The organism is Luteimonas sp. A534, from assembly GCF_054072805.1.
On record NZ_JBSVRR010000002.1, the window covers coordinates 213,379 to 226,998 of the forward strand.

Annotated in this window: 12 protein-coding genes; 4 read left to right on the forward strand and 8 right to left on the reverse strand. The window is 70.2% G+C overall.

Annotated elements, in window-relative coordinates:
- Positions 1-76: 76 nt before the first annotated feature.
- The gene (gene ybaL, locus ACW5F0_RS05660) at positions 77-1,783 is read left to right on the forward strand and encodes a YbaL family putative K(+) efflux transporter (RefSeq protein WP_456965068.1); all 1,707 of its coding nucleotides are present in this window, start codon (positions 77-79) and stop codon (positions 1,781-1,783) included.
- A gap of 96 nt (positions 1,784-1,879) precedes the next feature.
- On the opposite strand, the gene clpB is transcribed toward ybaL, so the two are convergent.
- Complete coding sequence (gene clpB / locus ACW5F0_RS05665) at positions 1,880-4,459, reverse strand: ATP-dependent chaperone ClpB (protein ID WP_456999249.1); 2,580 nt, start codon at positions 4,457-4,459, stop codon at positions 1,880-1,882.
- A 199-nt stretch (positions 4,460-4,658) separates the two neighbouring features.
- On the opposite strand from clpB, the gene otsB reads away from it, so the two are divergent.
- The 3 genes from otsB to otsA are packed head-to-tail and all read left to right on the forward strand — an operon-like array spanning position 4,659 to position 8,603.
- On the forward strand, positions 4,659-5,417 hold the full coding sequence (gene otsB, locus ACW5F0_RS05670; protein WP_456965066.1) for a trehalose-phosphatase: 759 nt from the start codon (positions 4,659-4,661) through the stop codon (positions 5,415-5,417).
- On the forward strand, positions 5,414-7,234 hold the full coding sequence (locus ACW5F0_RS05675; RefSeq protein ID WP_456999250.1) for a glycoside hydrolase family 15 protein: 1,821 nt from the start codon (positions 5,414-5,416) through the stop codon (positions 7,232-7,234). Before otsB ends, ACW5F0_RS05675 begins: the two co-directional genes overlap by 4 nt.
- 1 nt (position 7,235) lies before the next feature.
- The gene (gene otsA / locus ACW5F0_RS05680) at positions 7,236-8,603 is read left to right on the forward strand and encodes an alpha,alpha-trehalose-phosphate synthase (UDP-forming) (RefSeq protein WP_456965064.1); all 1,368 of its coding nucleotides are present in this window, start codon (positions 7,236-7,238) and stop codon (positions 8,601-8,603) included.
- Positions 8,604-8,617: 14 nt separating this feature from the next.
- Here the strand turns inward: otsA and ACW5F0_RS05685 are convergent, their stop codons facing one another.
- From ACW5F0_RS05685 to rluD, 7 genes are all read right to left on the reverse strand, one after another.
- On the reverse strand, positions 8,618-8,977 hold the full coding sequence (locus ACW5F0_RS05685; RefSeq protein ID WP_456965063.1) for a hypothetical protein: 360 nt from the start codon (positions 8,975-8,977) through the stop codon (positions 8,618-8,620).
- Positions 8,978-8,998: 21 nt separating this feature from the next.
- On the reverse strand, positions 8,999-9,412 hold the full coding sequence (locus ACW5F0_RS05690; RefSeq protein WP_456965062.1) for a roadblock/LC7 domain-containing protein: 414 nt from the start codon (positions 9,410-9,412) through the stop codon (positions 8,999-9,001).
- On the reverse strand, positions 9,405-9,950 hold the full coding sequence (locus ACW5F0_RS05695; RefSeq protein WP_456965061.1) for a GTP-binding protein: 546 nt from the start codon (positions 9,948-9,950) through the stop codon (positions 9,405-9,407). The genes ACW5F0_RS05690 and ACW5F0_RS05695 overlap by 8 nt, the downstream gene beginning before the upstream one ends.
- Positions 9,947-10,966: a hypothetical protein gene (locus ACW5F0_RS05700; protein ID WP_456999251.1), complete on the reverse strand. Its 1,020-nt coding sequence runs from the start codon at positions 10,964-10,966 to the stop codon at positions 9,947-9,949. The genes ACW5F0_RS05695 and ACW5F0_RS05700 overlap by 4 nt, the downstream gene beginning before the upstream one ends.
- Before the next feature lie 175 nt (positions 10,967-11,141).
- Entirely contained in the window at positions 11,142-11,666 is a 525-nt protein-coding gene (gene gloA, locus ACW5F0_RS05705) for a lactoylglutathione lyase (RefSeq protein ID WP_456999252.1), read from the reverse strand.
- 76 nt (positions 11,667-11,742) lie between these two features.
- A complete protein-coding gene (gene pgeF, locus ACW5F0_RS05710) occupies positions 11,743-12,540 on the reverse strand; it encodes a peptidoglycan editing factor PgeF (RefSeq protein WP_456999486.1) in 798 nt (265 codons plus the stop codon).
- A gap of 47 nt (positions 12,541-12,587) precedes the next feature.
- Positions 12,588-13,613 (reverse strand): 23S rRNA pseudouridine(1911/1915/1917) synthase RluD, encoded by a 1,026-nt coding sequence (rluD, locus tag ACW5F0_RS05715; protein ID WP_456965058.1) that lies wholly within the window; start codon positions 13,611-13,613, stop codon positions 12,588-12,590.
- Between the last annotated feature and the right edge of the window lie 7 nt (positions 13,614-13,620).

Genomic DNA, 13,620 nt, shown 5'->3' on the forward strand with positions numbered 1-13,620 from the left:
TGGATCCGCGGTATCGCGGCTGTAGCCGCTCCCACATTGCCTCTATCCTGTCCCAGCCCCCCGGCGGGAGCCCGTGATGCCGCACCACACCGAGCTCATCGCGATCCTCACGGCCGGCTTCGTCCTGGCCTATGTGCTTGGGCTGGTGGCCCACCGGCTCCGGCTGTCGCCGCTGGTGGGCTACCTGGTGGCGGGCATCATCGCCGGGCCGTTCACGCCCGGCTTCGTCGGCGACCAGGCGCTGGCGCCGCAGCTGGCGGAAATCGGCGTGATCCTGCTGATGTTCGGCGTCGGCCTGCACTTCTCGATCCGCGACCTGATGGCGGTGAAGTCCATCGCCATCCCCGGCGCGGTGGTGCAGATCAGCGTCGCCACCCTGCTTGGCTGGGGGCTGGCGGCGGTGCTGGGCTGGCCGACGCTGCACGGCATCGTGTTCGGGTTCTCTCTGGCGACTGCCAGCACCGTGGTGCTGCTGCGGGCGATGGAACAGCGGCGCCTGCTGGAGACCACGCGCGGACGGATCGCGGTTGGCTGGCTGATCGTCGAAGACCTCGCCTGCGTGATCGCGCTGGTGCTGATGCCAGCGGTCGCCAGCGTCTACGGCAGCGCGGGCGGCGAACCGGTCGGCGTGGGGACGCTGCTGGTTGCCATCGGCAAGACCCTGGTGCAGGTGGCGCTGTTCGTGGCGGTGATGCTGGTGGTCGGGCGGCGCGTGATCCCGTGGATGCTGGAGCGCACCGCGGGCACGGGGTCACGTGAGTTGTTCACGCTGGCGGTGCTGTCGATCGCGCTGGGCATCGCGCTGGGATCAGCGGAGCTGTTCGGCGTGTCGTTCGCGCTGGGCGCGTTCTTCGCCGGCATGCTGCTCAACGAGTCCGAGCTCAGCCACAAGGCGGCGCAGGATTCGCTGCCGATGCGCGACGCCTTCGCGGTGCTGTTCTTCGTCTCGGTCGGCATGCTGTTCGACCCCGCCATCCTGGTGCGCGAGCCGCTGCTGGTGCTGGCCACCACCTTCATCATCATGTTCGGCAAGTCGGCGGCGGCCTACCTGATCGTGCGCGGCTTCGGGCACCCGAAGTCGACGGCGCTGACGATCTCCGCCAGCCTCGCGCAGATCGGCGAGTTCGCTTTCATCATCGCGGCGCTGGGCGTCACCCTCGGGATCCTGCCGGAGGAAGGACAGGACCTGGTGCTGGCCGGCGCGCTGATCTCGATCATGCTCAACCCGGTGTCGTTCGGCGTGGTCGACCGCTGGCTGCTGCGGCAGGACGCGAAGGCGGATGCCGAGGCCGCCAGCGCCACCGCCCGCGAAGTCGCCGAGGACGCCGCCAGCCACCACCTGCCCGAATCGCTGTCGGGCCACGCCATCGTGGTCGGCTACGGCCGCGTCGGCCGGCAGCTTGCGATCCTGCTCGCCGCCGGCGGTGTGCCCCTGGTGGTCATCGAGGACGATGCCGAACTTGTCGACGCCGCCCGCGAGCGGGGCCTGCATGCCGTGCGCGGCAATGCCGCCTCGGAGCCGGTGATGCTGGAATCCGCGCCCGAACGTGCCGCGATGGCCGTGTTCGCCATCCCCAACGCGCTCGAAGCCGGCGAGACGATCGCCCGGCTCAAGGCCCTGAACCCCGCGATCACCGTGCTCGCGCGCGCGCACAGCGACGCCGAGGTGAAGCACCTTCTGGAACATGGCGCCGACGGCGCGGTGCTGGCGGAGCGCGAACTGGCCTACTCGCTGGCGGAGATGGTGATGGCGACGCCGCCGTATCGGCCGGTTCGGGCCTGATTCCCGCCCTTGTGGGAGCAGCTATAGCTGCGATGCCGCATGACACCGCCTATCGCGGCTATAGCCGCTCCCACAGGGCTGCGTGAAACAGGGGTCTCAGTTGAAGGTCAGCTTGCCGCCCTCGACCTCCACGCGGACGGTATCGCCCTGCCCGAATTCCCCGGCCAGGATCTTCTGCGCCAGCGGGTTCTCCAGCTGCTGCTGGATCGCGCGCTTCAGCGGCCTTGCGCCATACACCGGGTCGAAGCCGACATTGCCCAGCAGTGCGAACGCCGCGTCGCTGACCTCGATGCGGATGCCGCGCTCGCCCAGCCGCTTCTCCAGCCCGCGCATCTGGATGCGCGCGATCTCCCGGATCTGCGTCTTGTCCAGCGGATGGAAGACGACGATGTCGTCGAGCCGGTTGATGAACTCCGGCCGGAAGTGCGACTGCACCACCGCCATCACGCCGGCCTTCATCTGCGTGTAGGCCTCCGGCGAGCCGTCGCCGTCCAGCTCCTGGATCATCTGGCTGCCGAGGTTGGACGTCATCACGATCACGGTGTTGCGGAAGTCCACCGTGCGGCCCTGGCCATCGGTGAGCCGGCCGTCGTCGAGCACCTGCAGCAGGATGTTGAACACGTCGGGGTGCGCCTTCTCGACCTCGTCGAGCAGGATCACGCTGTACGGGCGTCGGCGCACGGCCTCGGTCAGGTAACCACCCTCTTCGTAACCGACATAGCCCGGAGGCGCACCGACCAGCCGCGACACCGCGTGCTTCTCCATGAACTCGCTCATGTCGATGCGCACCATCGCGTCGGCGCTGTCGAACAGGAACTCGGCCAGCGCCTTGCACAGTTCGGTCTTGCCGACGCCGGTCGGGCCCAGGAACAGGAATGATCCGCTGGGCCGATCGGGATCGCTCAGGCCGGCGCGCGAGCGGCGCACCGCGTCCGACACCACCTTCACCGCCTCGCCCTGGCCGACCACGCGCGCGTGCAGGTGCTCTTCCATGCGCAGCAGCTTGTCGCGCTCGCCCTCCAGCATCCGGTTCACCGGGATGCCGGTCCAGCGACTGACCACCTCGGCGATTTCCTCCGCGGTCACCCGGTCCTGCAGCAGGGTGAAGCCGCGGGTCTCGGCCTCCTTCGCCGCGCTTGCCTGCTTCTCGAGCTCGGGCAGCCGCCCGTACTGGATCTCGCTCATCTTCGCGAAGTCCTGCCGGCGCTGCGCGGCCTCGAGTTCAAGCTTGGCGGCCTCGATCTGCTCCTTGACCCTGGTCGCGCCCTGCACCGTGGCCTTCTCGGCCTTCCACACTTCTTCCAGGTCGTTGTACTCGCGCTCCAGCGTGGCGATTTCGGCTTCAAGATCGGCCAGGCGCTGCTTCGACTCGGCGTCCTTCTCCTTCTTCAGCGCCTCGCGCTGGATCTTCAGCTGGATCAGCCGCCGCTCCTTGCGGTCGAGCTCCTCGGGCTTGGAATCGATCTCCATGCGGATGCGCGAAGCGGCCTCGTCCATCAGGTCGATGGCCTTGTCGGGCAGCTTGCGGTCGGCGATGTAGCGGTGCGACAGCGTCGCCGCCGCCACGATCGCAGGGTCGGTGATCTCGACGCCGTGGTGCACCGCGTACTTTTCCTTCAGCCCGCGCAGGATCGCGATCGTGTCCTCAACCGAAGGTTCGCCCACGAACACCTTCTGGAAGCGCCGCTCCAGCGCCGCGTCCTTTTCCACGTACTTTCGGTACTCGTCGAGCGTGGTCGCGCCGATGCAGTGCAGCTCGCCGCGCGCCAGCGCCGGCTTGAGCATGTTGCCGGCGTCCATCGAGCCCTCCGCCTTGCCGGCGCCGACCATCGTGTGCAGCTCGTCGATGAAGAGGATGATCTGGCCTTCGTTCTTGGCCAGGTCGTTCAACACCGCCTTCAGCCGCTCCTCGAACTCGCCGCGGTACTTGGCGCCGGCGATCAGCGCGCCCATGTCGAGCGACAGCACGCGCTTGCCGCGCAGGCCTTCCGGCACCTCGTTGTTGACGATGCGCTGCGCCAGGCCCTCGACGATCGCGGTCTTGCCTACGCCGGGCTCGCCGATCAGCACGGGGTTGTTCTTGGTGCGCCGCTGCAGCACCTGGATGGTGCGGCGGATCTCCTCGTCGCGGCCGATCACCGGATCGAGCTTGCCGATCTCGCTGCGCGCGGTGAGGTCGATGGTGTACTTCTCCAGCGCCTGGCGCGCTTCCTCGGCGCTGGCATCGTTGACCTTGTCGCCGCCGCGCATGGATTCGATCGCCGCCTCAAGGCGCACCTTGTCGGCACCGGCGGCCTTGAGCGCACGGCCGGCGTCGCCGCCGTCGTCGAGCGCCGCCAGCAGGAACAGTTCGGAAGCGATGAAGGCGTCGCCGCGCTGCTGCGCGAGCTTGTCGGTGTGGTTGAGCAGCCGCCCCAGGTCGTTGCCCAGCGAGACCTGCCCGGCCTGGCCGGAGACCTTGGGCAGCCGCTCGAGGATCTCCCCCAAGCGCTCGCGCAGCAACGGCACGTTCACGCCCGACTGGGCCAGCAGCGGCCCGCTGCCGCCGCCCTGTTCGTCAAGCAGGGCCGCCAGCACGTGGGCGGGTTCGATCAGGTTGTGGTCGCGGCCCACGGCCAGCGACTGCGCGTCGGTCAGCGCCTGCTGGAACCGCGAGGTGAGCTTGTCCATTCGCATGGTGAGGCCTCGGTATCGAACCGGGATATCCGGCAATACCCCGGAAATGCGGCTTGGTGCCACCTGATTCAAGCTGTGGGAGCTCGGGGGCGACTGTGGGAGCGGCTATAGCCGCGATCGCCGCTATAGCGGCTCCCACAAAAGAGGGGGAGCCGGACCCGTACGGGAACACTCACACTGCTTGCGCCACAATGGGGCCATGGCCGTCGAGACCCCCGTGCTCCCGCCGCCGCCCCCGATCGACGACAGCTGCGCGCTGTTCCTCGATGTCGACGGCACCCTGCTGGACTTCGCGCCCAGCCCGGACGAGGTCAGCGTTCCCGGCCACCTGCGCGATGCCCTGCATGCGCTGCACAGGCGCCTGGACGGCGCCGTGGCCCTGGTCAGCGGCCGTTCGCTGGCCACGCTCGACTCCCTGCTCGCACCGCACGTCATGCCCGCCGCCGGCCTGCACGGACTCGAACGCCGGCACGGGCGCCGCGGCCACCGCGCCCCGCGCGCGCCCGCGGCCCTCGCCCTGGTACGCACCGAAGCCGAAAAGGTCGCCGCCCGCCATCCCGGCGCCATCGTCGAAGACAAGGGCGCAGCACTCGCGCTGCACTGGCGCGCCGCCCCCCAGGCCGCCAGCGAACTGCAGGCCTTCGCCATCGCCGCCCTCCCGCGCCTGCCCGGTTACCGCCTTCAGCCCGGCAACGACGTGCTCGAACTGCGCCCCGCCGCGCACAAGGGCGGGCGCGCCGACAAGGGCGCGGCCATCCTGGCCTTCCTCGAAGAGCCACCCTTTGCCGGTCGCCGACCGGTGTTCGCTGGCGATGACATCACCGACGAAGCCGGCTTCGCCGCCGTCAACGCGCACGGCGGCGTCAGCGTGCTGGTGGGCCGGCCGCGTGAAAGCGCCGCGCACTTTGGCCTGTCCGGCCCGGCCGAGGTCCACGCCTGGATCGGTGCGCGGCCGTGAGCGGAGGCAACGTCGCGGCTGTAGCCGCTCCCACAACGGCAGGGCAGGCCAGCCTCGAGCTCGGCCTGATCGGCAACGGCAGCGTCGCGGCGCTGGTCGACGCCCGCGCGCGCGTCAGCTGGTGCTGCATCCCCGCCTTCGACGGCGACCCCGCCTTCTGCGCCCTGCTCTCGCCGAAGATCGGCGGCGGCGACTACGCCATCGAACTCGAGGATTTCGAGAGCGCCGAGCAGGCCTACATCAAGAACACCGCCGTGCTGCGCACCGTGCTGCACGACCGCCACGGCGGCGCGGTCGAGATCACCGATTTCATGCCGCGCTGGCGCCAGCACGGCCGCTTCTACCGCCCGGTGATGCTGGTGCGCCGGCTGCGCCCGCTCGCGGGCCGGCCGCGCGTGCGCGTGGTGCTGCGGCCGCTGGCGAACTACGGCGCCGACGTGCCGGAGCAGACCTGGGGCAGCAACCACATCCGCTACCTGCTGCCCGGCTTCACCCTGCGCCTGACCAGCGACGTGCCCGTGCGCCTGGTGCGTGAATCGCTGCCGTTCGAGCTCGACGGCGAGCGCCACCTGGTGCTCGGCCCCGACGAAACGCTCACCAGCTCCGTGCCCGGCTTCGCACGCAACGCCGAGCGCCTCACGCTCGACTACTGGCGCGAATGGTCGCGCTACCTGTCGATCCCGCTGGAATGGCAGGACGCGGTGATCCGCAGCGCGATCACGCTCAAGCTCTGTCAGTACGAGGAAACCGGCGCCATCGTCGCCGCCATGACCACCTCGATCCCGGAGTCACCGGGCAGCGAGCGCAACTGGGACTACCGCTACTGCTGGCTGCGCGATTCCGCCTTCGTGGTGCGTGCGCTCAACCGCCTCGGCGCCACCCAGACCATGGAGTCCTACCTGCGCTACGTGCTCAACCTCGCCACCGGCGAGGACGGGCTGCAGCCGCTGTACGGCATCGCCTTCGAAGCGAAGCTCGAAGAGCACGACGTGCCAGCACTCGCCGGCTACCGCGGCATGGGCCCGGTGCGCCGCGGCAACCTGGCCTGGGTGCAGAAGCAGCACGACGTCTACGGCAGCGTGGTGCTGGCCGCCACCCAGCTGTTCTTCGACCAGCGCCTGGTGCGTCCCGGCGACGAGCAGGCCTTCCACCGCCTGGAACCGCTGGGCGACCGCGCCTGGGCCCTGTACGACCAGCCCGACGCCGGCATCTGGGAATTCCGCGGCCGCGCCGAGGTGCACACCTATTCCAGCGTGATGTGCTGGGCCGCCTGCGACCGGCTGGCGCGCATCGCCGCCCACCTGGGGATCGCACCGCGCGCCGCGCACTGGCGCCAGCGCGCGGACACCATGCGCGAGAACATCCTCGCGCACGCCTGGGACGAGGAGCTCGGCCACTTCGTCGAATCCGCCGAAGGCCGGCGCCTGGACGCCAGCCTTCTGCTGCTCGCCGACCTCGGCTTCATCGACGCCCACGACCCGCGCTTCGTCGCCACCGTCGAGGCCATCGGCAGCCAGCTGCGGCGCGGCACCTCGCTGTTCCGCTACATCGCGCCGGACGACTTCGGGCACCCGGAAACCAGCTTCACCATCTGCAGCTTCTGGTACATCGACGCGCTGGCCTCCATCGGTCGCGTCGACGAGGCCCGGCAGCAGTTCGAAAGCCTGCTGACCCGGCGCAACCACCTCGGCCTGCTGTCGGAGGACATGGCCTTCGACGACGGCGAGGCCTGGGGCAACTTCCCGCAGACGTATTCCCACGTCGGCGTGGTGATGGCCGCGATGCGCCTGTCGCGCCCGTGGTCGGCGGCCACCTGAGATGGCGCGCCTGGTGGTGGTGTCCAACCGCGTTTCCCTGCCCGGCGAAGCCCGGGCCGGCGGCCTTGCGGTCGCGCTGCGGGCCGCGCTCGCCGAGCACGGCGGCCTGTGGTTTGGCTGGAGCGGGCGCACGGTCACCGGGTCCTCAGGCGGCATGCACGAAGAGCGCGAGGGCGATACGCGCTACCTGGTGATGGACCTGTCCAAGCGCGATTTCGACGACTACTACAACGGCTTCGCCAACCGCACGCTGTGGCCGCTGCTGCATTTCCGCATGGACCTGGTGGACTACACCCGTGAGACCTATGCCGGCTACCGCCGCGTCAACGAACTGTTCGCCGATCGCCTGGCGCCGGAGCTGCGCGAGGACGACCTGGTCTGGATCCATGACTATCACCTGATCCCGCTGGCGCAGCGCCTGCGCGAGCGCGGCGTGGGCAACCGCATCGGCTTCTTCCTGCACGTGCCGATGCCGTCGTCGGACCTGCTGGCGGCGCTGCCCGAACACCGCGAAGTGTTCGCGGCGCTGTCGTCGTACGACCTGGTCGGGTTCCAGACCGAACGCGACCTGGAACGCTTCCAGGACTACGTGCGCCTGTACGGCGGCGGCGGCGTGGTCGGCACCGGCGTGCTGGCCACGCCCGATGGCCGCCAGTTCCACGGCGGTGCGTTCCCGATCGGCATCGACGTGTCCACCATCGCCGGCCAGGCGGCGCGCGCGATGAAGCGCCTGCCGGTGCGGCGCCTGCGCGACAGCCTCAGCGGGCGCCGGCTGGCGATCGGCGTCGACCGCCTGGATTATTCCAAAGGCCTGCCCGAGCGCTTCCGCGCCTTTGAACGCCACCTTGAACGGCACCCGGACCAGAACGGCCAGCTCACCTTTTTGCAGATCGCCCCGCCCTCGCGCAGCGACGTGCCGGAATACCGGCTGCTGCGCCGCGAGCTGGAAACGCTGGCCGGCCACATCAACAGCGGCCACGCCACGCCCGACTGGACGCCGGTGCGCTACGTCAACCGCAACTTCGCGCACGAAGTGCTGACCGGCTTCTACCGCACCGCCCATGTCGGCGTGGTCACGCCGATGCGCGACGGCATGAACCTGGTGGCGAAGGAATACGTCGCCGCGCAGGACCCGGCCGATCCCGGGGTCCTGCTGCTGTCACGCTTCGCCGGCGCAGCGCGCGAACTCGACACCGCGCTGCTGGTGAACCCCTACGACATCGACGGCGTCGCCGATGCACTGGCCCAGGCCCTCGCCATGCCGCTGCCCGAACGCCAGCAGCGCTGGCGCGCGATGATGGACCGGATCGAGGGCTACGACATCCACGCCTGGCGGCGGGATTTCCTGGGCAAGCTCGCCGCCCGCTGAGTGTCCCGCAACCGTTACAGCTCCAGCGCGCCTTCCACGTCCAGCACCTTCCGGCGTGCCAGGGCGAGGTTGGACTTGCTGCGATCGAGCACGACGTAGAAGAACAGGCCGGGCTTGGACGCCACCGGGCGCAGGATGTGGTACGCCTTGCCGAGCGAGATCAGGATGTCCTCGATGCTGTCGTCGAGCTTCAGCGAGTTCGCGGTCTTGAGCTTGGCGCGGATCACTTCGGTATTGCCGGCCGCCGCCACTTCCATGTCGATGCCGCCGCCGGCTTCGCCGAGCAGCATGCCGCTGTTGTAGTCGACCAGGGACACGGCCTGGGCGCCGTCGAGGGTCATCAGTTCATCAAGGGATTGCTTCAGGTTGGCCATTTCGGTGTCCTTGTGGTGTGGTCAGGTTGTTGCGGAAAGGATCTTCTGGCTGCACTCGCGCGCACTCCAGAGCACGTTGCCGATGACGCTGCGCTGGCTGCAGGCCGCCATCAGCAGCAGCGGGCGCGCGGGCACCGGGATCGAAAGCATCAGGACCTTGCCCTGGTCGGCTTCGATCATCAGCACTTCCATGCTGCCCAGCGCCAGTTCGCGGGTCACCGCCTTGGCCAGCGCCAGCATCGAGCTGGTCATCGCGGCCAGGCGTTCGCCGTTGTCGCCCTGCCCGCTGGCCTCGGCAAGCGCGAAGCCGTCGACGCTGGCGACCACGGCATTGCGCAGCCCGGGGACGGCGTCGGCGAAGGCGTCGAGTTCGGCGCGGATCCGCGCGGTCTGCGCGTCGGACGGCCGGGGAGTGCGCAAGGATGCGTCAGCCATGCGTGGCCACCAGGTCCGCGGTGTCGATCTGGATCATCAATATGTCCATCAGCATCAGGATGTCGCCGGCGACGCGCGCGTCCACCGGCACGAGGGGTACGGCCTGGCCACGCGTGCCGACATGCGCGGCCAGGCGCTGCGCCACCGTGGCGTCGGCCAGGTCCAGCTTGGTCAGCCCGATCGCCACCGGCACCGCGGGCGCGTGCTCGCCCAGCACGTCGAGGTAGCGGTCCAGCTCGGCGGCGGGCTCCGCGCCGCTGGCATCCAGCAGCACGACCGCGCCGGCCGCGCCTTCCAGCAGGATCGGCCAGATGAAGGAGAAGCGTGCCTGCCCCGGGGTGCCGAACAGGCGGATGCGGTCGCCGTTGGGCAGCGCGACATCGGCATAGTCCATCGCCACCGTGGTGGCGAGCTTTTCCGACGCGGCATCGGTGTTGTCGACATCGGTATCCACGACACGATCGTTCGCGACCGTGCGCACCAGGGTCGACTTGCCGGCGCCCATCGACCCCAGGATGACGATCTTGTGCTCGATCATGTCCCCACCTGCATGCTGTTGCGGACCGAGCGCCACATCCGCGCCAGTGCCGACCCGCCGCTCTTGCGCGGGCGCGCGCGGGCAGCGGCGGCAGCCACCGCGAGCGGCGAGACGGCGTGCTCGTGCCGACCCGTATCCGCATGGCCGCTGAGGTATGCGGCGTTGAAGAAGCCATCGACCGTGGCCGCATCGAGCTCCAGCAGCTCGCAGGCTTCGACCGTGGTGCTGGGTCGCTTGAGCAGCAGGCAGCACAGGCGGAAATGGTCGTGGCGGCGCGCGATCGCGCGGAAGTCGGGCCATTGCCGCAGCGAAAGCACGGTGCGGCGGTCCATCGGATCGAACAGCGGCACCGGCCCCTCGACCTGCAGCGCGATGTTCCACAGCAGCGGCGCCAGCGGCACCGGCGGCGTGGACGACATGCCGTTGTTGAAGTCGCGGGCCGTCAGCGGCTCCAGGCGCAACTGGTGGAAATCCCGGGCGAGCGCCGTGGCCAGGCCATCCTCGACGCCGGCGAGCGGCACCGCCAGGCGACGGTCGAAGTCGAGCAGCGCCTGCGGCTCGCCGCCGCGCACCAGCGTGGCCAGGCCCTGGCCGGCGACCATGCGCTCGCGCAGCACGCGTGCGATCGGACGCATGTCTTCGTCGCGCCCGTCTCCGCCAGCCGCAAGCACCGCGCGGATGGCCGCGTCGGTCAGCGGCACCGGCGGCGAACTGCGGCCGTCATGCAGCCTGCCATCGTCGTCGAGCGTCCAGAACGCCACCCCGGGACGGGTTTCCGCCATGCGCAGGCCGACCCGTGACATCGCGCTGCTGCCCCGCACCACCAGCAGATCACAGGTGGACAGGTCGTCGCTGATGGCCAGCGCGGGCGCTGGAACGGCCGTGTTCGACGCATCCGGCGCGGAGGCGGCGAACATCGATTGCAGACGCTGCAGCAGCGCCTGCTCGGTGGGCATATCCGTGCCCATGATCAAGACCCTGACCACTCCGGCATGGCCGGTGGTCGTGGCGTGCATAACCAATTCGATCCCCTGTTCCGCAGATGCAAATGTTAGGTGCGGGCGTACTGTCATGTAGTGATGCAGCACGCACTTCAGGGGCGGCTTCGCGCGCCGGTCCGTTCCACCGGCGCAGGCAATCGACAACGCGACCGACGCCAGGGAACAGGGCCCCGACGTGGTGAAAAAAGCGTCAGTCGAGCGGCGAAGGCTGGATCAGTTCGATCCAGTAGCCGTCCGGGTCCTTGATGAAAGCGAGGTGCTTCATACGCCCGTCCTCCAGGCGCTTCTGGAACGGCACGCCCAGCGCCTCCAGGCGCGCACAGGTGGCGCGCAGGTCGGGCACGCTCAGGCAGATGTGGCCGAAGCCGCGCGGCTCGCTGTTGCCGTCGTGGTAGACCGGCCCGTCCTGGTCTTCGGTGCCATGGTTATGGGTCAGTTCGAGCACGCCCTGCAGGCCGGCGATCCAGTGCTGGCGCGCCTCCGGCTCCTCCGGCATCGCCGACAGGTCATCGACCAGCGCCAGGAAGTACAGCGAGAACGCCGCCTCCGGGAAATCGTTGCTGCGCAAGAGGCTGAAGCCGAGCACGCGGGTGTAGAAATCCAGCGACGCACGCGCGTCCTTGACGCGCAGCATGGTGTGGTTGAAGACGAAGCCTGCGGTAGCAGGATCGCGCGCGGCGACAGCGGCGGTGGCGCCGCCCAGGGTATCGGTCATGGTCGGATTCCTGTGGGGGGAAACAACGGCCATTATCGCAGCGCCCGGATCAATCCCCGCCTGCATCGATTGCCGGTCAACGCGGATCGCACCACGCCAGCGTGGCCATGCGGCCGGTGCGTGCGTCGCGCCGGTGGGAATAGAACCGCGCGCGATCGGTGATCGTGCACAGCACGCCGCCGTGGATGTCCGCCGCGGCCAGGCCCGCGGCCTGCAACCGGCGACGCGCCAGGGCGTACAGATCGACGTGCCAGTGGCCCGGGCGCGTGGACACGAACGCCGCATCGGCCCCTGCATCACCGGCCACGAAGGCATCGCGCACCTCGGGGCCGACTTCATAGGCAGCGGGGCCCGCGGCCGGACCCAGCCAGGCCACGAGATCGCGCGGCGGGGAGTGCATCGCCGCCACCGTGGTGTCCAGCACGCCCGCCGCCAGACCGCGCCACCCCGCATGCGCGGCGCCGACCTCGCTGCCGTCACGCGCGGCCAGCACCACCGGCAGGCAGTCGGCGGTCAGGATGGCCAGCACCGCGCCGGGGACATCCGTGACCGCGGCATCGGCCTCCGGCTCCGCCGCCATGCGTCCGCGCTCGGTGGTCGCGTTGCCCGGCGGCAAGGGCGCGTCGACCCGCAGCACGGCAGTGCCGTGCACCTGGCGCAGCCAGTGCGGCGCCGAAGGCAGCTCCGCGCGATCCACCAGCTCGGCGCGGTTCGCGGCCACGATGACGGGATCGTCGCCGGCTTGGCCGCGCGCATTGCCCAGGTTCAAACGGTCGAAGGGCACCATCGAGGCGCCCGCGCCGCGGCGCAGCGTCACCAGCGCGCGCACGCCGGGCGGCGCCGGCCAGTCGGCCTCGATCCATGCCCGGCGCAGCGATGCCGGATCCGCGCCGCCATGGCCGCGCCCCACACCGCCCGCGTTCACCGGCGGACTCCCGCCCCGGTGACGGCGTGCGCAGCGGCATCGGCGCGCAGCTCGCGGATCAGCGCCAGCATGTCCTCGGGCACCGGCGCCTCGCAGCGAACCGGCTCGCCGGTGGTCGGATGCACGAACTCCAGCACCTGCGCATGCAGGGCCTGGCGGCGGAAGCCGCGCAGCGCCGCCACCAGCGAGTCCGGCGCCGCGCGTGGCAGCTTCACGGCGCCGCCGTAGAGCGCGTCGCCCACGATGGGGTGCTTCAGGTGCGTCATGTGCACGCGGATCTGGTGCGTGCGCCCGGTTTCCAGCCGGCACTCCAGCGCCGTGTGGGCGCGGAAACGCTCCTGCAGCCGGTAGTGGGTGGTGGCCTCGCGGCCGTCGTCACGCACCGCCATGCGCAGGCGGTCGCGCGGATGGCGGTCGATCGGCGCGCTGATCGTGCCCCCGGACACCAGCGCCCCCACCACCACCGCCAGGTACTGCCGGTGCACGTCGCGCGCGGACAGCTGCGCCACCAGCGAGGTCTGCGCCTGCAGGGTGCGCGCCACCACCATCACGCCCGACGTGTCCTTGTCCAGGCGATGGACGACGCCGGCCCGCGGCACCGCGGCGAACGCGGGGTCGCGGAACAGCAGGGCGTTGACCAGGGTACCCGTGGGATTGCCGGCGCCCGGGTGGACCACCAGGCCAGCCGGCTTGTCGATCACCAGGACCTCGGAATCCTCGTACAGCACGCTCAGCGGGATGTCCTCGGGCTCGGCGCGGACCTGGGTCTCCAGGGTGGCGGTCAGCAGGATCTCCTGGCCGCCGCGCACCGCTTCGCGCGGGCGCACGGTGGCGCCGTCCAGCAGGACATCGCCGGATTTCACCCAGGTGGCCAGCCGCGAGCGCGAGAACTCGGGGAACAGTTCCGCCAGCACCGCGTCGAAGCGGCGCCCGGCCATGGCATCGGGGACCCGGGCAGCCCGGGGGGCCTCGGGGGCGGCGTCCGCGTCTTCGGCGGCGGCAGCGGGGAAGTCGTCGGTCATGGGGTCG